This window comes from Streptomyces sp. CB01580 (assembly GCF_001905795.1).
Taxonomy (GTDB): Bacteria; Actinomycetota; Actinomycetes; order Streptomycetales; family Streptomycetaceae; genus Streptomyces.
Genome location: NZ_LIXJ01000033.1, coordinates 1 through 25,846, shown reverse-complemented (window position 1 = coordinate 25,846; position 25,846 = coordinate 1). Strand labels below are relative to the sequence as shown.

The 25,846-nt window shown below is 69.2% G+C and carries 24 protein-coding genes, 2 tRNA genes and 3 pseudogenes; 17 read left to right on the top strand and 12 right to left on the bottom strand.

Annotated features, from left to right (window positions below; genetic code table 11):
- Nucleotides 1-12 precede the first annotated feature (12 nt).
- Complete coding sequence (locus AMK22_RS31820; RefSeq protein WP_073790740.1) at nt 13-561, bottom strand: helix-turn-helix domain-containing protein; 549 nt, start codon at nt 559-561, stop codon at nt 13-15.
- Nucleotides 562-733: 172 nt separating this feature from the next.
- Here AMK22_RS31820 and AMK22_RS31815 point away from each other — a divergent pair.
- Nucleotides 734-806, top strand: a tRNA-Ala gene (locus tag AMK22_RS31815).
- A gap of 100 nt (nt 807-906) precedes the next feature.
- On the opposite strand, the gene AMK22_RS31810 is transcribed toward AMK22_RS31815, so the two are convergent.
- Nucleotides 907-1,650, bottom strand: a complete 744-nt coding sequence (locus AMK22_RS31810; RefSeq protein ID WP_073790874.1) for a DUF5324 family protein — start codon at nt 1,648-1,650, stop codon at nt 907-909.
- Between the two features lie 550 nt (nt 1,651-2,200).
- Here AMK22_RS31810 and AMK22_RS31805 point away from each other — a divergent pair.
- Genes AMK22_RS31805 through AMK22_RS31800 form a run of 3 tightly spaced genes read left to right on the top strand, consistent with a single transcriptional unit; the run spans nt 2,201 to nt 3,794 of the window.
- Nucleotides 2,201-2,728 (top strand): peptidylprolyl isomerase, encoded by a 528-nt coding sequence (locus AMK22_RS31805; protein WP_073790739.1) that lies wholly within the window; start codon nt 2,201-2,203, stop codon nt 2,726-2,728.
- Nucleotides 2,729-2,754: 26 nt separating this feature from the next.
- Nucleotides 2,755-2,883: a hypothetical protein gene (locus AMK22_RS41900; RefSeq protein ID WP_274535457.1), complete on the top strand. Its 129-nt coding sequence runs from the start codon at nt 2,755-2,757 to the stop codon at nt 2,881-2,883.
- Between the two features lie 8 nt (nt 2,884-2,891).
- Nucleotides 2,892-3,794, top strand: coding sequence for a rhomboid family intramembrane serine protease (locus tag AMK22_RS31800; RefSeq protein WP_073790738.1), 903 nt, complete (start codon nt 2,892-2,894; stop codon nt 3,792-3,794).
- 435 nt (nt 3,795-4,229) lie between these two features.
- Here the strand turns inward: AMK22_RS31800 and crgA are convergent, their stop codons facing one another.
- Nucleotides 4,230-4,484, bottom strand: a complete 255-nt coding sequence (gene crgA / locus AMK22_RS31795) for a cell division protein CrgA (RefSeq protein WP_073790737.1) — start codon at nt 4,482-4,484, stop codon at nt 4,230-4,232.
- 140 nt (nt 4,485-4,624) lie between these two features.
- Between crgA and AMK22_RS31790 the strand changes: the two genes are divergently transcribed.
- The 6 genes from AMK22_RS31790 to AMK22_RS31765 all read left to right on the top strand — a co-directional run bounded on the left by AMK22_RS31790 (nt 4,625) and on the right by AMK22_RS31765 (nt 9,463).
- The gene (locus AMK22_RS31790) at nt 4,625-5,392 is read left to right on the top strand and encodes a DUF881 domain-containing protein (protein WP_073790736.1); all 768 of its coding nucleotides are present in this window, start codon (nt 4,625-4,627) and stop codon (nt 5,390-5,392) included.
- Nucleotides 5,393-5,418: 26 nt separating this feature from the next.
- Nucleotides 5,419-6,144, top strand: coding sequence for a class E sortase (locus tag AMK22_RS31785; protein WP_073790734.1), 726 nt, complete (start codon nt 5,419-5,421; stop codon nt 6,142-6,144).
- Between the two features lie 57 nt (nt 6,145-6,201).
- Entirely contained in the window at nt 6,202-6,384 is a 183-nt protein-coding gene (locus tag AMK22_RS31780; protein ID WP_073790732.1) for a hypothetical protein, read from the top strand.
- Nucleotides 6,381-7,019, top strand: a complete 639-nt coding sequence (locus AMK22_RS31775; RefSeq protein WP_073790730.1) for an aminodeoxychorismate/anthranilate synthase component II — start codon at nt 6,381-6,383, stop codon at nt 7,017-7,019. Before AMK22_RS31780 ends, AMK22_RS31775 begins: the two co-directional genes overlap by 4 nt.
- 491 nt (nt 7,020-7,510) lie before the next feature.
- Nucleotides 7,511-8,707 (top strand): class E sortase, encoded by a 1,197-nt coding sequence (locus tag AMK22_RS31770; protein ID WP_079186512.1) that lies wholly within the window; start codon nt 7,511-7,513, stop codon nt 8,705-8,707.
- Nucleotides 8,708-8,734: 27 nt separating this feature from the next.
- Nucleotides 8,735-9,463: a class E sortase gene (locus AMK22_RS31765; RefSeq protein WP_073790727.1), complete on the top strand. Its 729-nt coding sequence runs from the start codon at nt 8,735-8,737 to the stop codon at nt 9,461-9,463.
- Between the two features lie 153 nt (nt 9,464-9,616).
- Here AMK22_RS31765 and pknB read toward each other — a convergent pair whose 3' ends face one another.
- The 6 genes from pknB to AMK22_RS31735 all read right to left on the bottom strand — a co-directional run bounded on the left by pknB (nt 9,617) and on the right by AMK22_RS31735 (nt 17,659).
- On the bottom strand, nt 9,617-11,602 hold the full coding sequence (pknB, locus tag AMK22_RS31760; protein ID WP_073790726.1) for a Stk1 family PASTA domain-containing Ser/Thr kinase: 1,986 nt from the start codon (nt 11,600-11,602) through the stop codon (nt 9,617-9,619).
- 167 nt (nt 11,603-11,769) lie between these two features.
- Nucleotides 11,770-13,224, bottom strand: coding sequence for a penicillin-binding transpeptidase domain-containing protein (locus AMK22_RS31755; protein ID WP_073790725.1), 1,455 nt, complete (start codon nt 13,222-13,224; stop codon nt 11,770-11,772).
- The gene (locus tag AMK22_RS31750; RefSeq protein WP_073790724.1) at nt 13,221-14,621 is read right to left on the bottom strand and encodes an FtsW/RodA/SpoVE family cell cycle protein; all 1,401 of its coding nucleotides are present in this window, start codon (nt 14,619-14,621) and stop codon (nt 13,221-13,223) included. The genes AMK22_RS31755 and AMK22_RS31750 overlap by 4 nt, the downstream gene beginning before the upstream one ends.
- 22 nt (nt 14,622-14,643) lie before the next feature.
- Entirely contained in the window at nt 14,644-16,149 is a 1,506-nt protein-coding gene (locus tag AMK22_RS31745) for a Stp1/IreP family PP2C-type Ser/Thr phosphatase (protein ID WP_073790723.1), read from the bottom strand.
- A 129-nt stretch (nt 16,150-16,278) separates the two neighbouring features.
- Nucleotides 16,279-16,794 carry an FHA domain-containing protein FhaB/FipA gene (locus AMK22_RS31740; protein WP_073790722.1) on the bottom strand — a complete coding sequence of 172 codons (516 nt, stop codon included), beginning with the start codon at nt 16,792-16,794 and terminating at the stop codon, nt 16,279-16,281.
- 10 nt (nt 16,795-16,804) lie between these two features.
- The gene (locus tag AMK22_RS31735) at nt 16,805-17,659 is read right to left on the bottom strand and encodes an FhaA domain-containing protein (protein WP_073790721.1); all 855 of its coding nucleotides are present in this window, start codon (nt 17,657-17,659) and stop codon (nt 16,805-16,807) included.
- Nucleotides 17,660-17,973: 314 nt separating this feature from the next.
- On the opposite strand from AMK22_RS31735, the gene AMK22_RS31730 reads away from it, so the two are divergent.
- From AMK22_RS31730 to AMK22_RS31720, 3 genes are all read left to right on the top strand, one after another.
- Nucleotides 17,974-18,056: transfer RNA gene (locus AMK22_RS31730), tRNA-Leu, on the top strand.
- Between the two features lie 366 nt (nt 18,057-18,422).
- A complete protein-coding gene (locus AMK22_RS31725; protein WP_079186516.1) occupies nt 18,423-20,144 on the top strand; it encodes a sensor histidine kinase in 1,722 nt (573 codons plus the stop codon).
- A 33-nt stretch (nt 20,145-20,177) separates the two neighbouring features.
- On the top strand, nt 20,178-20,837 hold the full coding sequence (locus tag AMK22_RS31720) for a response regulator (RefSeq protein ID WP_073790720.1): 660 nt from the start codon (nt 20,178-20,180) through the stop codon (nt 20,835-20,837).
- 170 nt (nt 20,838-21,007) lie between these two features.
- Here AMK22_RS31720 and AMK22_RS31715 read toward each other — a convergent pair whose 3' ends face one another.
- The gene (locus AMK22_RS31715) at nt 21,008-21,553 is read right to left on the bottom strand and encodes a MarR family winged helix-turn-helix transcriptional regulator (protein ID WP_079186515.1); all 546 of its coding nucleotides are present in this window, start codon (nt 21,551-21,553) and stop codon (nt 21,008-21,010) included.
- Here AMK22_RS31715 and AMK22_RS31710 point away from each other — a divergent pair.
- From AMK22_RS31710 to AMK22_RS31695, 4 genes and pseudogenes are all read left to right on the top strand, one after another.
- Nucleotides 21,525-22,098: pseudogene (locus AMK22_RS31710) on the top strand (hypothetical protein); the annotation flags it as partial. The gene AMK22_RS31715 and the pseudogene AMK22_RS31710 sit on opposite strands and share 29 nt — an antisense overlap.
- A 463-nt stretch (nt 22,099-22,561) precedes the next feature.
- Nucleotides 22,562-24,001: a DUF2252 domain-containing protein gene (locus AMK22_RS31705; protein WP_107430690.1), complete on the top strand. Its 1,440-nt coding sequence runs from the start codon at nt 22,562-22,564 to the stop codon at nt 23,999-24,001.
- A 67-nt stretch (nt 24,002-24,068) separates the two neighbouring features.
- Nucleotides 24,069-25,061, top strand: coding sequence for a J domain-containing protein (locus tag AMK22_RS31700; RefSeq protein WP_073790718.1), 993 nt, complete (start codon nt 24,069-24,071; stop codon nt 25,059-25,061).
- A 46-nt stretch (nt 25,062-25,107) separates the two neighbouring features.
- On the top strand, nt 25,108-25,452 hold the full coding sequence (locus AMK22_RS31695) for a rhodanese-like domain-containing protein (protein ID WP_073790717.1): 345 nt from the start codon (nt 25,108-25,110) through the stop codon (nt 25,450-25,452).
- A gap of 79 nt (nt 25,453-25,531) precedes the next feature.
- On the opposite strand, the pseudogene AMK22_RS42150 reads toward AMK22_RS31695, so the two are convergent.
- Together AMK22_RS42150 and AMK22_RS38805 are read right to left on the bottom strand one after the other, a co-directional pair.
- Nucleotides 25,532-25,732: pseudogene (locus tag AMK22_RS42150) on the bottom strand (IS630 family transposase); the annotation flags it as partial.
- Nucleotides 25,705-25,846: pseudogene (locus AMK22_RS38805) on the bottom strand (ferrochelatase); the annotation flags it as partial. The pseudogenes AMK22_RS42150 and AMK22_RS38805, both read right to left, overlap by 28 nt.

Here is a 25,846-nt window from a genome sequence, read left to right as displayed (position 1 = left end):
GGACGCGCCGCGTCAGCTCTGGTGTCCTTCGTAGTGCGCCACCGCGTCCGCGGTGCGCCCCGCGCCGTACACCTTCAGGAACTCTGCCAGTTCCGGGTGGGTCGGGGCGAGGGAGTCCGCGGCATCGATGATGTCGCCGGCCGCCGCGACGGACCGCAGCAGCGACTGGATCTCGCGCACCACGCGCCGGACGGTCGGGGCTCCGCCGGTGTGGGAGGTCTGGCTGGTGGCGGTGAGGACGGAGCCGCCCTGGGACTTCTTGATCTCTTCCATGCGGTCGGTGGCCTCACCCGCGCTGACGCTGCCGTCGGCCACCTGACCTGCCAGTTCCTGGAGGGCCTGGACACGCTGGACGACCGCGGGGTTGCCGATCTTCGCGCGCTGACCGCTCATCAGCTGGGAGAGCATGGGGGCGGACAGACCGAGGACTGCGGCGAGCCGGGCCTGGTTCAGGCCGAGGTCGTCGATCAGGCGGCGGAACAGGGCCCCGAGGGGTTCTCCGTACCAACTGCGCTGAAGCTCCCTGGCTCTTGCCGTCGCCTCTTGCTGAGCTGCATCCATGGCGTCTCCCCTTCGCTGCCGCTTCGCTGCTGCGAACCTCGTCGTGCATCTTACGGAGAGTGGTTGCCGACCGGGAGTCCCCATCTTTTTTGCGAGATTCCCGGGAGTACCCGGTACTCTGGTCTGCGGCGGTGGCCGAGGCGCGGAAACGTCCGGTGTTGTCCGCCTATTCGGGGCCTTAGCTCAGTTGGTAGAGCGCTGCCTTTGCAAGGCAGATGTCAGGAGTTCGAATCTCCTAGGCTCCACAGAACATGACGAAGCGGCTGTCGGAAGATCCTGGGATCCTCCGGCAGCCGCTTCGTCGTACGAGGGCCGCCCGGCAGCGGCCGGGTGGTGCCGAGCGGTTCAGCCGCGGTCGTCGGGGCCGGTGCCGTTCACGCCCTCCGGGCCGTCCGTGCCCCTGTTCCCCCCCGCCTCGCCGGTCTCCCCGGCCTCCCCGGACTCCGGGTCGAGCGGTGCCGGGCCGGAGCCGTCGACCGAGGACAGCGGGCCGTGTTCGGAGACCTCCGTGGGCGCGGACGGTTCGACCAGCCAGTCGGGGTTGGCCTGCTTGTCCCACCACCTCCAGGCGGCGTAGGCGATGCCCGCCACGATGCCCGCCACGAAGAAGCCCCTGCACACCCGGCCGGCCTTCGCCCGCCGTTCGTGCTTCCTGGCCAGTTGCCTGATCTCCTTCGCGGTGACCTGGCCGCGCAGTGCGGCCAGCGCCGCCGCGCTGCGGGCCGACGCCTCCTCGGCCATGGGCTGGGCCACGGCCATCGCGTGCTCCATGCGTGGCACGGCGTAGTCCGCAGCGGTGCGGGCGGCCCGGCGGGTGCGGCACGCGGCGCGCTGCGCGACCTCGTCGACCTTGGGCGGCACGTGGGCGCGGGCCTGTTCGATACGTGGTGCGAGGTGCGCGCCGTACTGGACACGGGCCTGCTGTGCCGCCTTCGTCACCTTCGGCGCGAGCCGTGCGCGGGCCTCGTACGCGAGATGCGCGGCCTGGTCCTTGGCCGTGTCGGCGTAGGGCGCCACCACTTCCGCGGCGTGCTGCACGCTGTCCTTGGCCGAGTCGGTTGCGGCGCGCACGCTGTCGATGCGGGTCACGGGATCCTCCTCCTTGGTGGCGGGTGGTTGGTCCGCCTTTCCACCCATTCAGAGATCATGCCTGCCGAAGGCGGGTCCGGCATGTGGGGCGGGCATCCGGGGCGGGCGCCCTGACCGGTCCGGGAAGCCGTTGCGTCCGGCTGGTCGTGTTCACGTGGTGCGACGTGGTGCAAGGGGAGCTTGCCGACGAAGGTGCCGGGGTTCGGTTCAGCCCGCGCCGGTTCGTCACGCGCTTGGCCGCACGTGTTCCTGCGGGGAGCGGCACCTTCCTGCGGGGAGCGGCGCGCAGCCGGGCCGCCGAGCGGCACACGGCTGCGGCGTATCCCGTCGGGCGGGGCCGGTGTAGGCCGTCGGGCGGGGATCGGGCAAGGGAGTGAGGGGCGCGCGGGGGGATCGGGCAGGGGGGTGAGGGGCGCGCGGGGGGATCGGGCAACGAGGTGAGCGGGGCGCGCACGGGGTGGCGGCCGGGCGCCGGAACGGGCGGTCCGTGCGAGGATCGGTGGGCGTCACCGAACATCTGACGTCACCGAGGACTTACGGAAGGCAGATCGTGGCCGAGCAGCTTTACGCCACCTTGAAGACCAACCAGGGCGACATCGAGATCCGGCTCCTGCCGAACCACGCCCCCAAGACGGTCAAGAACTTCGTGGAGCTCGCCAAGGGCGAGCGCGAGTGGACGCACCCCGAGACCGGCAAGAAGTCCACGGACAGGCTGTACGACGGCACCGTCTTCCACCGTGTCATCAGCGGCTTCATGATCCAGGGCGGCGACCCGCTGGGCAACGGCACCGGCGGCCCGGGGTACGAGTTCGGTGACGAGTTCCACCCCGACCTGGCCTTCACCAAGCCGTACCTGCTGGCCATGGCCAACGCGGGCCCGGGCACCAACGGCTCGCAGTTCTTCGTGACCGTCGCGCCGACCGCCTGGCTCACCGGCAAGCACACCATCTTCGGCGAGGTCGTCGACCCGGCCGGCCAGAAGGTCGTCGATGCCATCGCGTCCACCCGGACCAACCCCCGCACCGACCGTCCGGTGGAGGACGTCGTCATCGAGTCGGTCGTCATCGAGACCCGCTGATCACCTGCATCACCTGCGGTCATCGGATGATCACGTTCTGGTCGTCCGATCGGGAACCAATCGCCCTGCTCGTCCGTACTTGTTACATGGCGGACGGGCAGGGCCGTGTCGTGCGTGCCGCCGCCACGACCAGGACCGAGGTGACCGGGAAGTGAGAGGACCGATGGACGAGCAGTCGCCGGAGGGCCGGGAGCGTCCGGGCGGCGCGGACGGTCCGCTCGGCTGCCACCGCCATCCCGGCCGCGAGGCGCACATCCGCTGCACCCGGTGCGACCGTCCGATCTGCACCGACTGCATGGTCGACGCCTCGGTCGGCTTCCAGTGCCCGGACTGCGTCCGCCGGGGGACCGGTACGGGACACGCCCCGGCCGCCGCCCGTCCGCGTACCCTCGCGGGCGGCGCCGTCGCGGCCGATCCCCGGCTCGTCACCAAGATCCTTCTGGGGATCAACGTCGCGGTGTTCGTCGCCGTCCTGGCGAAGGGCGACGAGCTGGTCAACCAGCTGGTGCTGCTCGGCCGCGCGACCACCTACTACGGCGGCCCGCTGGAGGGCGTCGCCGAGGGGCAGTGGTACCGCCTGGTGACGTCGATGTTCCTGCATCAGGAGGTCTGGCACATCCTCTTCAACATGCTGGGCCTGTGGTGGCTCGGCGGCCCGCTGGAGGCGGTGCTCGGCCGCGCCCGCTATCTCGCCCTCTACATGCTCTCCGGTCTGGCGGGCGGGGCACTCACCTACTGGCTCTCCGCCCCGGTGCAGGGATCGCTCGGCGCCTCCGGCGCGATCTTCGGCCTGCTCGGCGCCACCGCCGTGCTGATGCGCCGGCTCAACTACGACATGCGCCCGGTCTTCGCGCTGCTTGCCGTGAACCTGGTCATCACCTTCAACCCCTGGGGCGGAATCGCCTGGCAGGCGCATGTGGGCGGTCTGATCGCGGGCACGCTGATCGCGATCGGCATGGTGCACGCGCCCCGGGAGCGGCGTGCGCTGGTGCAGTACGGCACCTGTGCCCTGGTCCTGGTCGCGGTGATCGGCATCGTCCTCGCCCGGACGGCCGCGCTGACCTGACGGGCCGACCGACCCGGGGCGACCTGAGCCGGCCCGGGTGACCTGAGCGGGCCCGGGTGACCTGAGCGGGCCCGCACTGCTCCACATGGAGCTGAGAACAGATCTCCTGGCGGCCCGAGAGCACGGCTGCCGTGCGGCCGAGCATGGACGGCTCAGTTGTCCACAGCATGTGCCGGATCTTGTGCGTTCTGTGGGAACAAGTGAGCCCCTTGTCGCTGAGCTGGGTTTTTCCAGCGAGGACAAGGGGCCTGCCGGCCCTGAAGGAGGGCGGCTGCAGTCACATCGGTGTCAACAGTCGGTGAGTTATCCACAGATCGTCTGACCTTTTCCCCTGCCTGTGGATAACGCTGTGGGTAACTTGGGGCAAGGCTTGCGCGAGCGGAGCCCGCTGTGCACCGGCGCTCGTCGCCGCGGCGGGCCGACCCCGCCGCGGCCCTACTTCCACTGAGTGGAGACGCCGAAGCCACCGGCGATGAAGCCGAAGCCGACGACGATGTTCCAGTTGCCCAGCGACGTGATCGGGAGTTCGCCGTCGGTCACGTAGAAGACGACGATCCAGGCCAGACCGATCAGGAAGAGCGCCAGCATGACCGGCGCCACCCAGCTGCGGTTGGTCAGCTTTATATTGCTCGCCTGCTTCGCCGGAGGGGGCGTGAAGTCGGCCTTCTTGCGGATACGTGACTTCGGCACGAGGAACTCTCCTGTCGATGCGCTGCGTGACCGCGCAGGTAACTGTGGCTGGCGCCGGGGCGGGTGCGAGGGGGAATACTGCCTCCCCCGGGCGTCCGTTAGCGTAGTGCTTCCGTGGCGTCGAAGGAGATAAGGGTACGTTGAGCAATTCCGCCGACACCTCCCGAGGACCGGGCCGCCGCGCCTTCCGGCACCCGGCCCGGGTGCTCACCGCTGCGGTTTTCGCCCTCGCCGGCCTGATCTTCGTCACCAGCGCCAACACGGCCAAGGGCACCAACATCCGCACCGACGCCTCCCTGCTGAAGCTCTCCGACCTCATCCAGCAGCGCAGCGGCAAGAACGCCCAGCTGGACGAGACCAACGCGTCCGTGCGCGAGGACATCGACGCACTCGTCCGGCGCGACGACGGTGCCACCGAGGAGGAGAACGCGCGGCTCAAGGAGCTGGAGCGGGCCGCGGGCACCACGAAGCTCTCCGGCCGCGCGGTGGCCGTCACCCTCAACGACGCCCCGCCCGACGCCACGGCGAACCCCGGCTACCCCGATCCCCAGCCCAACGACCTGGTCATCCACCAGCAGGACCTCCAGGCGGTCGTCAACGCGCTCTGGCAGGGCGGCGCGCAGGGCATCCAGGTCATGGACCAGCGACTCATCTCCACCAGCGCGGTCCGGTGCGTCGGCAACACCCTGATCCTCCAGGGCCGCGTCTACTCCCCGCCGTACAAGATCACCGCGGTGGGCGATCCGGCCGCCCTCAAGCAGGCGCTCGACGACTCCCCGGCGATCAACAACTACCTGCTGTACGTGAAGGCGTACGGGCTCGGTTGGAAAGTCGACGAGCACCAGACGGTGACTCTTCCCGGCTACTCGGGCACAGTGGACCTCCACCAGGCGGAACCGGCGAAGTAGCGAGCTGCTGTGGGGAGGCCGACGCGGTGTCGGTGCGACTGATCGTGCGGACGTTCAGCGAACTCTGTATCACCGTCGGTGCCCTGATCGTGCTCTTCGTGGTGTACGTGCTGTTCTGGACCGGGGTACGGGCCACGGGCGCGGCCGAGGACCAGATCGGCACCCTGCGCGACCAGTGGGCCCACGGGGCGGCACCCGCCCCGGCGTCCCCGGTGCCTTCCGCGTCACCCGCGCCCCCCTCGTCCCCGACGGCGGCGCCGGAGCCCGCCCCCGCGGCGTACCGGGACGGCAAGCCGTTCGCGATGCTCTACATACCCCGCTTCGGCAAGGGGTGGGAGTGGCCCGTACTGGAGAACACCGGGACCCGAACCCTGCAGAAGGGGATCGGCCACTACTCCGGGACCGCCCGCCTCGGCGAACTGGGCAATTTCGCGCTGGCCGGGCACCGCCGCACCTACGGGGACCCGTTCAAGGACTTCCCGAAGCTCCGCCCGGGGGATGCGGTGCTGCTGACGGACGGGACGACGTGGTTCACGTACCGCGTCGACAGGAAGCCCTACCGGACCGTGCCGGGCGACATCGGGGTCATCGACCCGGTACCCCGCAAGTCCGGCTTCGACGGGCCGGGCCGCTATCTGACGCTGACCACCTGCGACCCCGAGTGGGGGAGCAGCCACCGGCTGATCGCCTGGGCGCACCTCGACGCGACCCGGCCCGTGACCGACGGCAGACCGGCGGCTTTCCACAGCTGACCCACGCGCGCGCCCCGGCCCTTTAGTCTGGTTCCCGTACCGAATGGAGGGGATTGCATGTACGGCTGGATCTGGCGGCACCTGCCGGGCAACGTGTGGGTGCGTGCGCTCATCTCGCTCGTGCTGGTGCTGGCCGTCGTCTACGCGCTTTTCCAGTACGTCTTCCCGTGGGCGGAGCCACTGCTGCCGTTCGGCGATGTGACGGTCGACGGCGAGGGTGGATCGGGGGCCGGACGATGAGCGCCCGCATTCTCGTCGTGGACAACTACGACAGCTTCGTCTTCAACCTCGTCCAGTACCTCTACCAGCTCGGCGCCGACTGCGAAGTGCTCCGGAACGACGAGGTGACCACGGCGCACGCCCAGGACGGCTTCGACGGGGTCCTGCTCTCCCCAGGGCCCGGCACCCCCGAGCAGGCGGGTGTCTGCGTGGAGATGGTCCACCACTGCGCGGCGACGGGCGTCCCGGTCTTCGGGGTCTGCCTGGGGATGCAGTCGATGGCGGTGGCGTACGGCGGTGTGGTGGACCGCGCCCCGGAGCTGCTGCACGGCAAGACCTCGCCGGTCGTCCACGACGGCACGGGGGTCTTCGCGGGCCTTCCCTCCCCCTTCACCGCGACCCGCTACCACTCGCTCGCCGCCGAACCGGACACGATTCCGCCGGAGCTGGAGGTGACGGCCCGCACGGCCGACGGCATCATCATGGGGCTGCGCCACCGTGAACTGCCGGTGGAGGGCGTGCAGTTCCATCCGGAGTCGGTGCTCACCGAGCACGGCCACCTGATGCTCGCCAACTGGCTGGCGCAGTGCGGCGACACGGGAGCCGTCGCGAGGTCGGCGGGGCTCGCGCCGGTGGTGGGCAAGGCCGTAGCGTGACCGAGCTCCGCCCCGAACCCGATGCCGGACGGGACGGCCCGTACGAGCGGGGAGCGTACGAGGCGGGTGCCTCCGAGAGGGCGAGCGCGTTCGAGGCGGCGGGCTTCGAGGAGACGGGTGCCTTCGAAGCGGCGGTCGGCCGGCTGGCCGATCCGCTGAACGACCCGCTGCCGGGGCCGGTCCCGGGGCAGCACACGTCACCTTGGTTCCGCGCGGGGGCCGTGTCGCCGCCCGCGGAGGCCGTGTCGCCGGACGAACCGGGACCGGGGCACGAGCAGGGGCGGGGCCGGAGGCGAGGGCAGCACCGGGCTCCGGACCCCCATGCACGGGCGCAGACGTACGTCCCGGTCCCGGAGCAGGCACAGACGTCACAACCGCCACACCCGGCGCAGCCGTCACCGCCATCACAATTGCCGGAGTCATCGCCGTCCTCACAGTCGTCGCCGCCGACACAGTCATCACCATCGGCACAGTCACCGCGGCCGCCACGGATGGCGCGTGTTTCTCAGGAGACCCCGTCGGAGTGGTACGACCCCGAGGGCTTCGAACGGGACTGGTACGGGTCACGGAACCCCGCACTGGCGCCCGAGGCGCGGCCGGTCCCCCCACGGTCCTCCTCCCTCTTGTCCGTGGCCTCCGCCGTCGCGGACGACGAGGCGGCCGGGGCGCGGGCGGCGGAGCCCGGGGGCGCCGACGATCCACTGGCCTCGACCCGGCAGATGCCTCCGCTTTCCGTCCCCGTCCCCGATCCTGTTCCTGTTCCTGTTCCCGTTCCCGGGCCGGATCCGGAGTCGGTGTCGGTGTCGGTGTCGGAGACGACGTCGGTGTTGGCGCCGGTGTCGGACCCGGAGCCGGAGGAACCGCGTACCGGGGGCCGTGCCGAGCGCCGACGGGCCGCGAAGGGACGGGGCCGCCGACGTGCCGAACCGCGGCAGGGGCCCGCGAATCCCGCCCCGCCGACGCCCGACAGGCCGATGTCGCGGGTCGAGGCGCGGCGTGCGGCGCGTGCGGCCAAGGACAGCCCGGCCGTCGTCGCCAGCAGGGTCGTCGGTGAACTGTTCATCACGCTCGGCGTTCTGATGCTGCTGTTCGTCACGTACCAGCTGTGGTGGACGAACGTGCGCGCCGATCAGTACGCCGGCAAGGAGACGCACAAGATCCAGGACAACTGGGCGAAGGGCGACCGCACTCCCGGCGCCTTCGAGGCGGGACAGGGCTTCGCCATCCTCCACATCCCCAAGCTGGACGTGGTCGCTCCGATCGCCGAGGGCATCAGCAAGGAGAAGGTCCTCGACCGGGGCATGGTCGGCCACTACGCCGAGGGCGCGCTGCGCACCGCGATGCCGTCGGACAAGCAGGGCAACTTCGCTATCGCGGGCCACCGCAACACGCACGGCGAGCCCTTCCGCTACATCAACCAGCTGGGCCCCGGTGACCCGATCGTGGTAGAGACGCAGGACACGTACTACACGTACGAGATGACGAAAATGCTGCCGCAGACCTCGCCGTCCAACATCTCGGTCATCGGCCCGGTGCCGCCGGAGTCGGGATTCACCAAACCCGGCCAATACATCACGCTGACGACGTGTACACCGGAATTCACGAGTACGTACCGTTTGATCGTCTGGGGCAAGATGGTCGACGAACGACCGCGCAGCAAGGGGAAGCCCGACGCGCTTCTCGACTGACACATCATCACCACAGGGACGGGTGCGGTGACAACGAGGACCGAGCACGAAGAGCTGACCGGCGAGTCCGCGCCACCGCCGCGGCGTGCGGGCCGCCATCCCGTCGCGACCGCGATCAGCGTCTTCGGTGAACTCCTGATCACGGCGGGCCTGGTCTTGGGCCTCTTCGTGGCGTACTCCCTCTGGTGGACCAATGTGCTCGCCGACCGCGCGGCGACGAAGCAGGGCGACACCGTCCGCGACCGCTGGGCGGACGGGCCGGGCGCGCTGGACACCAAGGACGGCATCGGCTTCCTGCACGTTCCGTCGATGAGGAACGGCGAGGTGCTCGTCAAGAAGGGCACCGACACCGAGAACCTCAACGACGGCATCGCGGGGTACTACACGGACCCGGTGAAGTCGGCCCTGCCCTGGGACAAGAAGGGTAACTTCACCCTGGCGGCGCACCGCGACGGGCACGGTGCCAAGTTCCACAACATCGACAAGGTGCGGACGGGCGACGCGGTCGTCTTCGAGACCAGGGACACCTGGTACGTCTACAAGGTGTTCAAGGAGCTTCCCGAGACGTCGAAGTACGACGTCGACGTGCTGCTGCCGGTGCCGGAGGGGTCGGGCGCGAAGAAGCCCGGCCGCTACATCACGCTGACGACCTGCACACCGGTCTACACGTCCAAGTATCGCTACATCGTGTGGGGCGAGCTGGTGCGCACGGAGAAGGTCGACAAGGACCGCACGAAGCCGGCGGAGCTGCGCTGACGCCCGTCGGGCACGGTGCCGCCCCGTTGCGCGCCCCCATGAACGGCGCGAGCACGGTCGTGACGGCGCGAATGCGGTCGTGACGGCGATGGCAAAGGGCCCTGGTCACCCGCCAACGGGTGACCAGGGCCCTTTTGAAGTCGGGGCCGACGGTCAGTGTCTCCGATGACCGTTCGGGCCGCCGAAGGAGTTGCCGTCCCCTCCGCCGGGAATGGTCATCACGCCGACCTCGCTGTTCTTGTCGGCCTGCTGTCCCTGGCCGGGCTGGGAGGTGACGACCCGGGCGTTGTCGTCGTTCGGGCCCTGTACCTGACCGAGCCGGAGTTCCGCCCCGGCGAGCAGGTTCTTCACCTCTCCGAGGGTCTTGCCCTGGATGTCGGGGACCGTGGTCTGCTCCGGCTGCTTCGGGCCCTTCGAGACCGTCAGGACGATCTGTGCGTCCAGCGGCTGCGCCGAGTTCCCCGGCGGGTTCTGGCTGATGACCGTGCCTGCGGGCTTGTCCGAATCGACATCGGTCCTGGAGACGTTCTTGAAGCCCAGGGCGGTGAGCTGTGCCACCGCGTCGTCGTAGCTCCGGTCGGTCACCGGCGGAAGCTGTTGAGTGGCCTGCTTGGCGACCGTGATCGTGACCTCGGAGTTCTTCTCGGCCTTCGTTCCGCCCACGGGGTCCTGCTTGGTGACCGTGCCCGGGCGGCTCTCGGACTCGACCGCGGTGACGTTGACCGTGAAGCCCTTGTCCTCAAGGTTCTTGCGGGCGTTGGCCTCGGACTTCTCCGTGACGTCCGGGACCTCGACCTTCGGCGGACCGGCGGAGACGACGACCGTGACGGTGTCCTTCTCGGCCATCTTGTCGCCGGCGGTCGGGGTCTGGCTGCAGATCTTGTCCTTGGGCTGGTCCTCGCAGGGCTCGTGCGAACCGACCTTGAGGACGACGTCGGATCTCTCCGCGCGTGTCTGAGCCTCGTCCACGGTCAGGCCGACCAGGTTCGGCGCGCTGATCCGGCCGCTGTCGTCGTTGCCGCCGGAGAGCGACTTGCCGATCAGGATCGCACCGATCAGGACCAGGACACCGGCGACGACCAGCAGGATCGTCGAGGTGTTGCTCTTTTTCTGGCGGCGGCGGTCCGGGCGGTCGTCGTAGCCGTACCCGCCGTCGTCCGGGTTGACCGGGGGCAGCATGGAGGTGGCGCCCGCGCCGTTCTGGTCGGCGGAGTGCAGTGCCGTGGTGGGCTGGTCGCCGTAGCCGCCGTCGTAGCCGCCGTAACCGGGCGCGCCCATCGCCGCCGCGGCGGCGACCGGCTGGCCGTCGAGGCACGCCTCGATGTCGGCGCGCATCTCGTCGGCCGACTGGTAGCGGTAGTCGGGGTCCTTGACCAGGGCCTTCAGCACGATCGCGTCCATGGCGGGCGTGATCTCGGGGTCGAAGTTGCTGGGCGGCTGAGGCTCTTCCCGCACGTGCTGGTAGGCGACCGCGACGGGCGAGTCCCCGACGAACGGCGGCCGGACGGTCAGCAGCTCGTAGAGCAGGCAGCCGGTCGAGTACAGGTCGGAACGCGCGTCGACCTGCTCGCCCTTGGCCTGCTCCGGCGAGAGGTACTGGGCGGTGCCGATGACGGCCGCGGTCTGGGTCATCGTCATGCCGGAGTCGCCCATGGCGCGGGCGATGCCGAAGTCCATGACCTTGACCTGACCGGTGCGCGTCAGCATGACGTTCGCCGGCTTGATGTCACGGTGGACGATGCCTGCGCGGTGCGAGTACTCCAGCGCCTGGAGGATGCCGACGGTCATCTCCAGGGTGCGCTCGGGCAGCAGCTTGCGGCCGGAGTGCAGGAGCTCCCTGAGCGTCGATCCGTCGACGTACTCCATCACGATGTACGGGATGGAGACCCCGTCGACGTAGTCCTCGCCGGTGTCGTAGACCGCGACGATCGCCGGGTGGTTGAGCGAGGCGGCGGACTGGGCCTCACGGCGGAACCGGGCCTGGAAGGACGGGTCGCGGGCCAGGTCGACCCGGAGCGTCTTCACAGCTACGGTGCGGCCGAGCCGGGTGTCGTGTGCGAGGTAGACCTCGGCCATGCCACCACGGCCGAGCACCGAGCCCAGCTCGTACCGGCCGCCGAGGCGACGCGGCTCTTCCATAACTGTTCCAGCCCTCTCCGTCAGTCCCGACCGCACCGGTGCGCGGTCCGGCGGTGTGCTGCTCGCGCCTACGCTACCGGCCGCGCACTACCCGATCGGCCCGGAGCCCGGACCTGATACCTGACCGGTATCCGAAGATGCAGGTATGGCACTTGGTGTGACGGTCATCACTTCTTGTCGATGACCGCTTGCATCACTGCCTTGGCGATCGGGGCGGCCAGACCGCCACCGGAGATGTCGCCGCGGTTCGCCTCGCCGTCCTCGACGACCACGGCCACGGCGACCGGGGAGCCGTTGTCGGTCTTGGCGTACGAGATGAACCAGGCGTACGGCTTCTCGCTGTTGTTGAGGCCGTGCTGGGCCGTACCGGTCTTGCCGCCGACGGTGACGCCGGGGATCTGGGCGTTCTTACCGGTGCCGTCCTGGACGACGGTCTCCATCATCCGCTGGAGCTTCTGGGCGTTCTCGGCGGAGAGGGGCTGGCTGAGCTGTTCCTTCTTGTGGGTGTAGATGACGTCGAGGTTGGGTGCCTGGCGCTCGGCGACCATGTACGGCTGCATCAGCTTGCCGTCGTTGGCGACCGCGGCGGCGACCATGGCCATCTGGAGCGGGGTGGAGCGGTTGGACGCCTGGCCGATGCCGGCCATGGCGTTCTGCGGCCGGTTGTCCTTGGGGTAGATGCTGGCGTCGGACCGTACCGGAGTGAAGATCTCCTGGTTGAAGCCGAACTTGTCGGCCTGGTCGATCATCTTCTGGTTGCCGAGGTCGTCGCTGATCTTGCCGAAGACGGTGTTGCAGGACCACCGCAGCGCCTCCCGGAGCGAGGCGTTCTCGCACGGGATGTTGCCCTCGTTGTTCAGGTTGTTGGTCGACTGGGGCAGTCGCCAGGGCAGCGGGGAGTTCGTCTTCGCATCGATGTCGGTGTACAGCCCGTTCTCCAGGGCCGCGGCGGCGGTGACGACCTTGAAGGTCGAGCCCGGAGGGTAGGTCTCGCGCAATGCCCGGTTGAGCATCGGCTTGTTCTTGTCCTCCAGAAGGACCTTACGGGCCTTCTCGTCCTTGAGGGAGTTGCCCGCGAACACCGAGGGGTCGTACGAAGGCGTACTGACCAAGGTCAGGATCGCGCCCGTCCTCGGGTCGAGCGCGACCACGGCGCCCTTCTTGTTGCCGAGCTTCTCGAACGCTGCCTTCTGTGCGGCACCATTGAGAGTGGTGACGATGTTGCCGCCCTTCTTCTGGCCGCCCGTGAAGAGGGACAGCGTGCGGTCGAAGAAGAGCTGGTCGCTGTTGCCGGTCAGAATGCCGTCTTCGAGGTTCTCGAGCTGCGAGGCATCGAAGGCCTGTGAGGAGTAGCCGGTCACAGGAGCCCACATGGGGCCGTTCTTCCATACCCGCTTGTACTTGAAGTCGCTGCCCGAGGTCTCGACGGATCCGGTGACGGGGTTGCCGTCGACGATGATGTTGCCGCGCTCGTGCGAGTAACGCTCGATTTGAACACGGCGGTTGTGCTTATGCCCATTCAGTTCGTCGGCACGCACGTACTGGAGCCAGTTGACACGGACCAGGAGAGCGAGGACGAGCAGCCCGCAAAAAATCGCGATCCTGCGAAGTGGCTTGTTCACGGTCGGACCACCTGGGTCATTTCGGCGTCGGGTGATGGAGCTGGGGCCGGCGCGGGACGCCGTGCGGTATCGCTGATACGGAGCAGGATGCCGACCAGGGCCCAGTTGGCGATGACGGACGAACCACCTGCCGCGACGAACGGCATGGTCATGCCGGTCAACGGAATGAGTCCCATGACACCACCGGCGACGACGAAGACCTGAATGGCGAAGGAGCCGGAGAGACCGATCGCGAGAAGTTTTCCGAAGGGGTCGCGTGCGGCGAGAGCCGTGCGAATGCCGCGCTCCACGATGAGACCGTAGATCAAGAGGATGGCCATCATTCCGGCAAGGCCGAGCTCTTCGCCGACGGTGGCAAGGATGAAGTCGGAGTTGGCGGCGAAGCCGATCAGGTCCGAGTTGCCCTGGCCGAGCCCGGTGCCGAGAGTACCGCCGGAACCGAAGGCCATGAGGGACTTGGCCATCTGCTCGCTCGCGGCTTCCTTGCCCCAGCCCGCGAAGGGATCGAGCCAGGCGGTGACGCGCTGCTGGACGTGTGGCTCGAACGAGGCGACACCGACAGCGCCCACAGCGGACATCAGCAGACCGAAGACGATCCAGCTGGTGCGTTCCGTGGCCACGTACAGCATGACGACGAACATGCCGAAGAACAGCAGGGAAGAACCGAGGTCGGTCTCGAAGACCAGAATCAGGATCGAGAAGGCCCAGACCATGAGGATGGGGCCGAGGTCACGGCCCCGCGGCAGGTACAGCCCCATGAAGCGACGGCTGGCCAGAGCCAGGGCATCGCGCTTGACCATCAGATAGCCCGCGAAGAAGACCGTGATGATGATCTTGGCGAACTCGCCGGGCTGAAGGGTGCCGATACCTGGGATCCGGATCCAGATCTTGGCACCGTTCACCGCTGGGAAGAACATCGGAAGGATCAGCAGGAACAGCGCTACGACCATGGAGATGTAGGTGTAGCGCTGCAGGATGCGGTGGTCCTTGAGGGTCAGCAGTACGACCACGAGCAGTCCGACCCCGACCGCCGAGAACATCAGCTGCTTGGATGCGGCGGGTGCGAAGGTCTTCAGCGCCTGGAATCTCTCCGACTGGTCCAGGCGCCAGATGAGCGCAAGGCCCAGACCGTTGAGCAGCGTGGCCAGCGGTAGGAGCAGCGGGTCCGCGTAGCGAGCGAATCTGCGCACGGCGAGATGCGCGATGCCTGCGAGCAGGGCGAGTCCGAGGCCGTATCCGAGCATGCCGGAGGGCAGTTCGCCGTTGAGAGCGAGGCCCACGTTCGCGTAGGCGAAGGCCGAGATGAAGACGGCGAAGACAAGCAACGCCAACTCGGTGTTGCGGCGGCTCGGTGCGTCGATCGCGCCGATCGTGGTCGTATTGGTGACAACGCTCATGGTGCTGAAGGCCCCCTACGGCTTACTGCTTACCGCACTGCGGGACCAGCTTTTTCTCTTCCGCCGAGAGGCTGGGGCCAGGAGTGGGGGTCGCTGCGGTCGACTTGGTCGTGGCGGTGCTCGGTGTGGTGGACGGCTTGACGGCGTCCGAGTCCGTACCGGCGGCTTGGCCCTCGTCGGAGCGAGCCTTTTCGGCCGCGCGTCGCTGGGCGTCCTTCTTGCAGGCGGATGCCTGGACGGCGAGTTCGCCGATCTTCTCGCGGGCGGAGGCGAGATCGCTCTCGGCGATGGTCGCCTCGACCTGCTTGCGCTGGTAGGCCGGGAGGTACTTGAGTTCGATCTCCGGGTGGTCCTTCTCGACCTTCGAGAGCGAGACCCAAGCCAGGTCCTGGCTGATGCCTCGGAACAGCGCGACGTGCTCGTTGTTCGCGCCGACGTAGAACTGGTTCTGGGTCCAGCGGTATCCGCTGTAGACGCCACCGCCGATGACGGCCAGCGCCAGGACGGTGTAGAGCGACCTCTTGAACCACTTCCGGCCGCCACTCGGCTTCACGAAGTCTTCGTCCGTGTACGCGTCGAAGGAGTTCTCGGGCATTTCTCCGTACCCGGCGGTGTCACCGCTCCCGGGCGGGCCGAACCCGCCCGAGGGGGGCGGGACGGGGCGGCCCAGGCCGGCAGCCCGCCCGGCGGGGGTCTGCATGGCGGCCGTGCTCTCGGCGGCGGCCATCTGCGCCGCCTGGTTCTCGGCGACAGCGCCGACCACGACCGGGGTGTCGTTGAGCCGCCCGGACAGGGTGTCGTTGTTGTCGACGTCGACGACGTCGGCGACGATGCAGGTGATGTTGTCCGGGCCGCCGCCGCGCAGAGCGAGCTGGATCAGCTCCTGGATGGTCTCCTGGGGGCCCTGGTAACTGGCGAGAGTCTCCTCCATCGTCTGGTGGGAGACGACGCCCGAGAGCCCGTCGGAACAGATCAGATAACGGTCGCCGACCCGGACTTCGCGGATCGAGAGATCGGGCTCGACGTGGTCGCCACTGCCCAGTGCCCGCATCAGGAGGGCACGCTGCGGGTGGGTGGTGGCCTCCTCCTCGGTGATCCGGCCCTCGTCGACCAGCCGCTGCACCCAGGTGTGGTCCTGGGTGATCTGGGTGAGCATGCCGTCGCGCAGCAGGTACGCGCGGGAGTCGCCGACGTGGACGAGGCCGAGGCGCTGCCCGGTCCAGAGCAGGGCGGTGAGCGTGGTGCCCATGCCCTCCAGCTGGGGGTCCTCCTCGACCATCATGCGCAGCTGGTCGTTGGCCCGCTGGACGGCCGAGCCGAGTGAAGTGAGGATGTCCGAGCCCGGGACGTCGTCGTCGAGCTGGACGAGCGTGGAGATCACCTCGGAGCTGGCGACCTCTCCGGCCGCCTGTCCGCCCATGCCGTCGGCGATGGCGAGGAGGCGCGGACCGGCGTAGCCGGAGTCCTCGTTGCCCTCCCGGATCATGCCCTTGTGCGATCCGGCGGCGAAGCGCAGGGAAAGACTCATGCGCACCTCGCCCGTCGGCTCGGGGTACCGCCGGTCTCGAGCCACACTGCCCACCCTCCGGTCGGGAGCCGGGCCGGGTCCGTTGCCCGGGCCGCCGCGGCTCGCTCGCTCCGCTCGCTCATTGTCGTACTACTTCCGCAGCTCGATGACGGTCTTGCCGATACGGATCGGCGCGCCCAGCGGAACGGGCGTCGGGGTGGTGAGCCGGGTCCGGTCGAGGTACGTGCCGTTGGTGGACCCGAGGTCCTCGACGATCCACTGACCGTCACGGTCGGGGTAGATCCTGGCATGCCTGCTGGACGCGTAGTCGTCGTCCAGCACGATCGTCGAATCGTGGGCCCGTCCCAGCGTGATGGTCTGCCCCTGGAGCGTGACCGTGGTGCCGGTGAGCGACCCCTCGGAGACGACCAGCTTTGTGGGCGCTCCCCGACGCTGCCGGCCGGATTGCTGGCGCTGCTGCGGCGGGGCCGCGGCATTCTGGCGTGCCTGTTGCGGTCGCGCGTCGTTCGTGGTGCGGCGTGAGCCGCGCTGCGTGACGCGCGTTCCGAACAGGTCGCTGCGGATGACCTGGACGGCCACGATCACGAACAGCCACAGAACAGCCAGGAAACCTAGCCGCATGACCGTCAGGGTCAGCTCTGACATTGCCCCCGCTTCACCCTTCGGCTTGCCGGTAAACGATGGTGGTGCTGCCCACGACGATCCGCGAGCCGTCGCGGAGCGTAGCGCGGGTGGTGTGCTGCCCGTCCACCACGATGCCGTTGGTGGATCCGAGATCCTGGATCGTCGGGGGCGTTCCGGTCCGGATCTCACAGTGCCGGCGCGATACGCCGGGGTCGTCGATCCGCACGTCGGCGTCGGTGCTGCGTCCCAGCACCAGCGTCGAGCGGGAGATCTGGTGGCGAGTGCCGTTGATCTCGATCCAGCGCCGAACCTGCGCGTTCGGCAGGGGGCTGGGACCGGCCGACGGGTGCCGGTCGGTGCCGGGCGCTCCCGGCCTGCCGGCGCCCGGCGGCGGGGCCGTGGGCATGGGCGGGGCGGAGCTGGGCGGGTAGCCGTAGCCTCCGGTGGGCTGCGAGGGCTGCCCCTGGTGGTTCGGCGCTCCCTGCCGACCGAGGTCCTGGTGCTGTGACGAACTCGACGCCAGGGTGCGGCTGCGCACCCGGTACAGGCCGGTGTCGAGATCGTCGGCCTTCTCCAGGTGGACCTTGATGGGGCCCATGAAGGTGTACCGCTGCTGCTTGGCGTAGTCGCGGACCAGCCCGGAGAGTTCGTCGCCCAACTGGCCCGAGTACGGGCTGAGTCGCTCGTAGTCGGGTGTGCTGAGCTCGACGATGAAGTCGTTGGGCACGACGGTCCGCTCGCGGTTCCAGATCGTCGCGTTGTTGTCGCACTCGCGCTGGAGGGCTCCCGCGATCTCCACCGGCTGGACCTCGGACTTGAAGACCTTGGCGAAGGTGCCGTTGACCAGACCCTCGAGACGCTGCTCGAAACGCTTCATGACTCCCATGGGGCACCTCCTCCGTTGTGGTCGGCCCGGTACTGCTTACTGATCGTATCCACGCGTCGGGAAATCGGCTGGTTCCCCTTGTCTGCCCTGTGGATGAGTGTCACCTCTCACACGGATCGTAGAGGCGGCCTCCTGACAGTGTCCCGCACAAGGGGGGTACTGGGGAGGAGTGGGGGCGGCCGCTCGGCGTTCCCTCTCCCGCCATGCCTTCGGTGAAACAACGGATGTGAATCCACCCTGTCCAGCGTGCTAATCTTCCGGATGTCGCCAGGCGAACGCACCAAACGGTGGGAGAGCCCGGAAACACCACTCATGCGCGAGTGGCGGAACGGCAGACGCGCTGGCTTCAGGTGCCAGTGTCCTTAGGGACGTGGGGGTTCAAATCCCCCCTCGCGCACAAGGGAGAAGCCCCACGGGTCAAACGATCTGTGGGGCTTCTTCGTTCCCGGGTTTCCGTGACTTTTTCGGCACTTCCGATGGTTTTGGTTCTTCCGGGGGCCTTCCCGTGCTTCATGGCGTTCGCTTGGTTTGCCTGGTTCGGTGGGTTCGTTGGTTCACGGCGTCCGTGGCGTTCGCTGTGCTCTCCGTCGCTTCTTGGTGTTTCGGTGCTGTGCAGGACTTTTCGGTGACTTCTGGTGTTCGTGGGGCTGCATGCGGTTCATGAAGCTTGCGGGGTTCGTGTTTCGGGTGACGACTTTCGTCGTGGGCAGGTGCGACGAAAGTGGGGCGTCGTACGCATACAGGACTGTCTAGGGTGCGGAGCGTGTACGCGATATCGAAGCTCCGGGCCGGGTGGCGATGGTGGGCCGCGCCCGCGCTGTGGTCCCGGCGCAGGGCGGCCGGCGAAGCGGTACTGGCCGCGGTGTTGGGGCTGCTCGCGGCTGGTACGGAAGAACTGCTGAGCAGCGGGAACCTGCGTCTGTGGACGGTTTCGGCCGCGGTCGTGGTGCTGTCCCTGACGAGGCGCCGACTGCCCGTGACGGTGCTGGTGGTGACGTCCGCCCTGGCTGGTCTGTCCGGCGGCTTCGCGCTGTTGCTGATGGTCGTGGCGTGGAGTTCCGGGCGCAGGATCGCAGGGGCGGGGCGGGCTCTGGGCGCCTTCACCGCCTCGTACGTGCTCTATGTCGGGCTGACCGTCGCGGTGAGCTGGTCGTCGCCGTGGCCCCTGACACAGGTGCTGCTCACCACCCTCTACTTCCTGGCGACGACCCTCGTGCCCGGCCTTGCCAGCCGGTACTGGACGCAGCGCCGGACCCTGCTGCACGCCCTTCAGGAGCGCAATGCCCAGCTCATTCGGGAGCGGGCCATGATCGTGGGCCAGGCGCGGCTCATGGAGCGCCAGCGAATCGCTCAGGACATGCACGACAGCCTCGGTCATCAACTGGCGCTCATCTCCGTCCATACGGGGGCGCTGGAGGTCGACCGGGAGCTGACGGAGCGGCAGCGGGAAGTGGTCGGGGTGCTGCGGGATGCCTCGGTGCACGCGATGCACGAGTTGCGCGAGGTCGTCGGCATCCTCCGGGATGGTGTCGAGGCACCGGCTCACGGTGCCGAGAGCGGGCAGCCGACAGCGCGTGGAACGGCGGGCATCGAGGAACTTACGGACGCCGCGCGTGCCGCCGGGAGCGCGGTGGAACTCCGCAGGACCGGAGAGGTGCGGGAGCTCGCGGGTCCCTCGGACCGTGCGGCCTACCGCATCGTCCAGGAGGCGCTGACCAACGCGTACAAGCACGCACCGGGTGCGGCGATCACGGTCGAGCTGCGCTACGAGCCGGATTCCTGCGTCGTCGAGGTCGTCAACGGACGGCCGAGCGATGCGCAGCCCGCGGTGGAGGTGGTCAGCGGCGGGCAGGGACTGCCCGGTCTGCACGAACGGGCCCGGCTGGTCGGCGGCATGGTGCACACGGGTCGGACCGAGGACGGGGGCTTCCGGGTGGCCGGAGTGCTTCCGTACGGCACCGAGGGGGCACCCGGTGGCGCGGTGGGGGCACCGATGGTTGATGTGGAGGACGACTTTCGGCAGCAGTCGCAGAAGGCCCTGCGGGGGAACGGTGGTCCGGCCATGGACTGGACGGTTTCCGAGCGGGAGTTGGCGATGGGCGGCAACAGGAGAGGCACGGGCAGCGGGATCGCGCTGGGCTGCGGCATAGGCGTGGGAGCACTGGTGCTGCTGGTGCTGGCCTGCGGGTTTGGCCTGTACTTCCTGACGACGGAGCTGGACAAGGCGACGATCGACCCGAGCCAGTTCCAGTCGATCAAGGTCGGGGCGGCCGAGGACGAGGTGCGGGAGCAACTGCCCGACGGCGATACATTCGTTGCGGCCGGGCTGGACCGTGAGGGGCCCAAGAAGCCGGCCGGGGCGCGGTGCCTGGTCCTGATGTCCTCCGAGCTGGGCGACGATCTCAACACCGAGCCCGTGTTCCGGTTCTGTTTCCGGGACGGCAAGCTGATCGAGAAGAGGTCCTACGAGGTCGTCGGCAGATGAGGCGCCCGGGACGAGCGCGGGGGTGCGAGTGAAGTGACGGGGCAGCCGATCAGGGTCGTCATCGCTGACGACGAGCCCCTCATCCGGGCCGGGATACGGATGATCCTCACCTCCGATCCGTCCATCGAGGTGGCCGCAGAGGCGCCGAACGGACGTGAGGCCGTCGAGCTGGCCCGCGCCCACGCGGTGGACGTTGTGCTGCTCGACCTGCAGATGCCGGTGATGGACGGGCTCACGGCACTGGCGGAGCTGCGCACGGCGGCGCCGAAGGCGCGAGTGATCGTGCTCACGACGTTCGGGGAGCGGGAGAACGTCCTGCGGGCGCTGGAACAGGGGGGTGCCGGCTTCCTGCTCAAGGACACCGCCCCGGCGGAACTGATCCAGGCCGTGCGGGCGGCGGCGGCCGGGGATGCGTATCTCTCCCCCGGCGCCACCCGGCACGTGGTGGAACAGCTCACTCTGGGGCGGGCCGCGGTCCGGGGCGAAGAGGCGCGGCAACGGGTCGCCGCCCTCACCGGGCGGGAGCGCGAGGTCCTCGGACTGCTCGGGGAGGGGCTGTCCAACGCGGGCGCGGGCCGACGCCTGCATATGAGCGAGGCGACCGTGAAGACATATGTGAGCCGGATCCTGGCGAAGCTGGGATGCGAGAACCGGGTGCAGGCCGCGTTGCTGGCGAGGGACGCCGGGTTGTAGGCGGGGAGCGCGGGCCTGCGGGTGAGGGAAGCCGGGCCGTGGACGGGCCGCCCGGTGCTATACGGGGTGATGGCGGCGAACCCGTTCGATCCATGGCGAACCCGGTCGAGCCTTGGGTCGTGTTTCACGTGAAACACCCCATTGGGGGTGTTCTCGCGGTTGGGGCGGTCTCACACGTACGGGTTCCGGAATGCGTGGATCCCGATGCGTCCTGCGTTGTCGCCGCAGGTCGAGCGGGATGACGACGGATACCGCGGTTCGACCGGTATAGCGGCGTTCGCGCAGTTGTGGCGCAGCGGGTACTCGGCGAACTTCGCGAGATCGTCCTCCGTCCAGTCCGCGAGGCGTTCTTGGTAGGCGGCGCGTCGGCTGGCCTGTGTCGAGGCGAGTGCCCGGGTTCCGGCCTCCGTGGGGTGCAGAACCTGGATGCGATGGTCGTCCGGGTCCGGATGGCGTTCGACCAGTCCCAGTTTCTCCAGCGCGCCGATCTGTCGGCTGACCGTCGATTTGTCCAGCATGTAGGGGGCGTCCGGGTCCGTCGCGCGGCAGCCGTGCCAGTCGTCGATGTGTGCCAGCAGTGTGTACGAGACGAGCGGGAGCTCAGGGTGGAGGCGGGCTGCCGTGGCTCGGGCGCGACGTGCGAAAGCGGTCGGTTCGCGCTGGATGATGTCGAATGATGCTTCGCGCATCTTCTTCCTGCTGGCCGCGGTGAGCATCGGCTCCTGCGCGTCGGTCGCGGTCATCGGTGGCACGGGTGCGGTGCTCGCGCTGCGGGTCAGGGCGGCGCTGGCGATCGCCGCGTCCCTGGTGGTGAGCCTGATCGGGGTGGTGTTCGCGGGGCCGCTGTTCGGCCTGGTGGATCACGGGCTCGGCGGACTGAGGGCGATGGCCCTGCTCTACTCCGGGCATCCTGCTGATCGGCGTGGGGCTGCACGCCTTCCTCAGGCGGTGAACGACGCTCGGCGTGATGGTGCTCGTCGTGATGCTCAACTTCACCGGTTCCGGCGGCATCTTCCGGCCCGAGCTGCAGCCCGGTTTCTTTGGCTCGCTGCACTCCTTCTGGAACGGGGCGGGCTTCGTCGAGGGCGTACGGAGCCATGTGTACTTCGGCGGGTACGCGCTCGGACGGCATGTCCTCGTGCTCGCGCTCTGGTTCGTCGTGGGCCTGGTGATGATGTGGCGGGCCGGTCTGGCCGGTCTGGCCGAGTCCGGGCGCCGGAAGGCGGCCTCAAGGACGGCCCCGACGGGAACGGCTCCGGCCGGCCCCGGCACCGTCGCCGGGTTCGCCGGCACCGTCGCTGGATTCGCCGGGACCGAAGGGACGCGTGGACGCATGTCAGGGCCGGTGCCTCGGTCGGGGCGGACGAGGACGAGGAGTTGGAGGAGGAACTGGGGGAAGCCGTCGATGTCTGACCGGGCCGCGCCCGACCGAACAGCGCCCGACCGGGCCGGGGCCGACCGAGCCACGTCCGACCGGGAGTGCTGGAGGATCCACAGGCCGACAGGCGGTTTCCACAGGGTTGTCCACAGGGGGAGACGGGCTTCGGCCGACAGCGGTAGCGTCGGCGCGGTTGATCTGTGACAAGGCACCGGGCCGGTGCGCAGGACAGAGTCGGGGGAGGCTGCGCGCCATGCGTGAAATCGAAGTGACAGCCCTGGAGCGGGGGACGGCGCCGGGGCGGGGGACGGCGCCTGACCGGACCGCGGTGGCGGACCGGGCGCCGATGCCGGAACAGCGGGCTGCGACAGGGGAGCCGCGCATCCCGGTCGTGCCGGGATTCGCGCCTCGGGCGGATGCGGAGGCCAAGGGTTCCGGCAAGGCGTCGCGGTCGCTCAAGGCGGCGGGCAAGGCGCTGCGGGAGCGGGTGCCCAGGGCCTCGCATTCCTCCTGTGTCCTTCCGCCCGGGCGGCCCGATGCCGTGCAGGCGGTCGAGTTGTCGAACCTGGGCAGGGTGCCCGCCCTCGCGCCGATACGGGTCGGACGGATGGCGGCCACGCCGTTCGCCTTTCTCCGCGGCTCGGCCGGGCTGATGGCGCATGACCTGGTGGGCACGCCGGTCAGCCGGGTGGGCGCCCAGCTCTGCGGCGACGCCCACGCAGCCAATTTCGGGTTGTACGGGGATGCGCGCGGCAGCCTCGTCATCGACCTGAACGATTTCGACGAGACCGTGTTCGGTCCTTGGGAATGGGACCTCAAACGCCTCGCCACCTCCCTGGTACTGGCCGGGAGGGAGGCCGGTGCGGACGAGGACACCTGCCGTCGGGGCGCGTACGACACGGTGGGCGCGTACCGGCGGACCATGCGGCTGCTGGCCGGGCTGCCCGCGCTCGACGCCTGGAACGCCATCGCGGACGAGGAACTGGTCTCGCACACGGACGCGCGGGATCTGCTCGGCACGTTGGAACGCGTCTCGGAGAAGGCCCGCAGCAACACCAGTGCCCGTTTCGCCGCCAGGTCCACCGAGGACTCCGGTGACGGGGGACGCCGCTTCGTCGACGCCCCTCCAGTGCTGCGGCGGGTGCCGGACGAGGAGGCCGCGGCGGTGGCGGCGGGGCTCGGTGACTATCTGGGCACGATCTCCGAGGACATGGTGCCCCTCCTCGGCAGGTACGCGATACACGACGTGGCGTTCCGGGTGGTCGGCACGGGGAGCGTCGGCACCCGGTCGTACGTGGTGCTTCTGCTCGACCACCGGGGCGAACCCCTGGTGCTCCAGGTGAAGGAGGCGCGGCCCTCCGCGCTCGCGCCGTATCTGCCGGCCGTCGGGTTCGACGTTCCGGAGGTGGCGCACGAGGGGCGCAGGGTGGTGCTCGGGCAGAGGCGGATGCAGGTCGTGAGCGACATCCTGCTGGGTTGGGCGACCGTGGACGGGCGTCCGTACCAGGTGCGGCAGTTCAGGAACCGCAAGGGCAGTGTGGACCCGGCTGCCCTGGCGGCCGACCAGGTGGACGACTACGGCCGGATGACCGGGGCATTGCTGGCGCGTGCCCATGCGCACAGCGCCGACCCGAGACTGATCGCCGGGTACTGCGGCAAGAACGACGAACTGGACGAGGCGGTGGCGGCGTTCGCTGTGACGTACGCGGACCGTACGGAGGCGGACCACGCGGAGTTGCTGCGGGCCATAGCGGCGGGGCGGACAGCCGCCGAGCCGGGCGTGTAGATGCGTGCAGGGGGCGCTCCGCCGGCATGCGTTCTCGGGGCGGTGGTGGTGGCCATACGCTGGACGGGTGACGCACGAAGCCGCCGGGGTGCCGACCACCCGGAACGACGATGACCGGCAGGACAACGACCAGCAGGACAACGACCAGCAGTACGAGCCGCATGTGCAGCCCGAGTCGGCCGAACGGTCCGGGCAGCCCGAGCAGCACGGTCGGTCGGCCGGTGGTGGTCCGGGGACCGATACCACCGCCGGGAGCGGTGGAGCCACGGACGGGACGGCCGAGGAGGCGCGGCCCGAGGCGCGGCTGGCCAAGGCCGTGCGGGTGGCGGAGCAGGCTCTGATCGAGTTCGAGATCGCGGTGGAGACCTTCCGGGTCGAGGTCGAGAACTTCTCCCGGTTGCACCACCAGAAGCTCGGCCCGATGTACGCGCGCCTCGACGAGCTCGACGCGCGGATCGCGGAGGCCCGGGCCGCCAGAACGGGGGACCCCGAGGATCTGCGCAAGGCGCGGGAGGCCCGGGCGGCCGTGATGCCGATGCCGGGTGTCGACGAGCTGTTCCACGACTGGATCGACTCCGACGGGCTGTCCCCCGAGGCGGCGGCGATGCTGACCGAGCGGCCGGTACGGCCGCCGAAGCGGGTCCGGCCGACCGACGAGGCGCGCAAGCTTTATCGCGAGCTGGCACGCAAGGCCCACCCGGACCTGGCGCAGGACGAGACGGAACGGGCGCGCCGGGAGGAGTTCATCACCCGGGTCAACGCCGCTTACGGACGCGGTGACGAGGCGATGTTGGAGGAGCTGGCGCAGGAGTGGGCTGCGGGTCCGGTGGTGCCGGAGGTGGAGCTGAGCGAGAGCGAGGAGCTCTACGCCCGGCTGAACTGGCTGACCCAGCGCAAGGAACTCCTGACGGTCCTGGCGCGGGAGCTCGAGGAGAGCGCGATCGGCGCCATGCTGCGGATGGCGCCCGACGATCCGGACCGGTTGCTCGACGAGATCGCCGACCAGCTGCTGGCCGAGGTCACCCGGCGCGAGGAGGAGCTGGCGGGACTGGTGCAGTAGCGTTCCTGGTGACTCAGGAGTGTACGTACGAGAGAAGGCATACCCCATGAACTTCGCCCCGCTGCCCTCGGTGGATGCCGCGGCGGTCCCGTCGGACGGCTTCGTGCTGGACGTCCGGGAGGACGACGAATGGGCGGCCGGGCACGTCGAAGGCGCCCTGCACATTCCGATGAGTGATTTCGTGGGGCGTTTCGGTGAGCTGACCGAGGCCGTCGAGGACGGTCGGCGCGTGCACGTGATGTGCCGGGTCGGCGGTCGGTCCGCCCAGGTGACCCAGTACCTGGTGGGACAGGGCATCGACGCCGTGAACGTGGACGGCGGCATGCTCGCCTGGGACGGTGCCGGGCGCCCCATGGTCACCGACAACGGCAACGCGGCCGTCGTGCTCTGAAGTGGTCCTGAGGTGCCCTGGGGCGGCCTTGAGGCGATCCAAGGAGCCCCAGCCTCCGTTTCCCGGAGCTAGTGCCGCATCAGGCAACGTTTGCCCTGTCCACCAGGGCACGTAGGCGCCGGTCATCGGCGTGATGGTTTCGCCAGATGATGTAGCGGCGGATCATGCTGCCCTGTGCCTTGTGGCTGGCGTGGTCGGTGCCGTCAAGGGTGAAGTAGCGCAAGGCGGTGAACTGGGCCTCGATGCGGTTGAGCCAGGAGCTGTTGGTGGGGGTGTCAGCTTGTCGACGCGGGGCACCGGCAGCCCCTCGGCCTCCAGGGCGGCCAGCGACTCCGCGAGGTTCTCGCGGTACTGCCGGCAGCCGGAGTAGGAGGCGTAGGCGCTGGTGGCGAGG

Bases quoted from the DNA above. Each gene is read 5' to 3' on its own strand.
- AMK22_RS31750 (WP_073790724.1), bottom strand. From the start codon at position 14,621: ATGAGCGTTGTCACCAATACGACCACGATCGGCGCGATCGACGCACCG.
- pknB (WP_073790726.1), bottom strand. From the start codon at position 11,602: ATGGAAGAGCCGCGTCGCCTCGGCGGCCGGTACGAGCTGGGCTCGGTG.
- AMK22_RS31740 (WP_073790722.1), bottom strand. From the start codon at position 16,794: ATGTCAGAGCTGACCCTGACGGTCATGCGGCTAGGTTTCCTGGCTGTT.
- AMK22_RS31745 (WP_073790723.1), bottom strand. From the start codon at position 16,149: ATGAGTCTTTCCCTGCGCTTCGCCGCCGGATCGCACAAGGGCATGATC.
- AMK22_RS31800 (WP_073790738.1), top strand. From the start codon at position 2,892: ATGGACGAGCAGTCGCCGGAGGGCCGGGAGCGTCCGGGCGGCGCGGAC.
- AMK22_RS31780 (WP_073790732.1), top strand. From the start codon at position 6,202: ATGTACGGCTGGATCTGGCGGCACCTGCCGGGCAACGTGTGGGTGCGT.
- AMK22_RS31820 (WP_073790740.1), bottom strand. From the start codon at position 561: ATGGATGCAGCTCAGCAAGAGGCGACGGCAAGAGCCAGGGAGCTTCAG.
- AMK22_RS31770 (WP_079186512.1), top strand. From the start codon at position 7,511: ATGGCGCGTGTTTCTCAGGAGACCCCGTCGGAGTGGTACGACCCCGAG.
- AMK22_RS31735 (WP_073790721.1), bottom strand. From the start codon at position 17,659: ATGGGAGTCATGAAGCGTTTCGAGCAGCGTCTCGAGGGTCTGGTCAAC.
- AMK22_RS31705 (WP_107430690.1), top strand. From the start codon at position 22,562: ATGCCGGAACAGCGGGCTGCGACAGGGGAGCCGCGCATCCCGGTCGTG.
- AMK22_RS31715 (WP_079186515.1), bottom strand. From the start codon at position 21,553: ATGCTCACCGCGGCCAGCAGGAAGAAGATGCGCGAAGCATCATTCGAC.
- AMK22_RS31775 (WP_073790730.1), top strand. From the start codon at position 6,381: ATGAGCGCCCGCATTCTCGTCGTGGACAACTACGACAGCTTCGTCTTC.
- AMK22_RS31695 (WP_073790717.1), top strand. From the start codon at position 25,108: ATGAACTTCGCCCCGCTGCCCTCGGTGGATGCCGCGGCGGTCCCGTCG.
- AMK22_RS41900 (WP_274535457.1), top strand. From the start codon at position 2,755: ATGATCACGTTCTGGTCGTCCGATCGGGAACCAATCGCCCTGCTCGTC.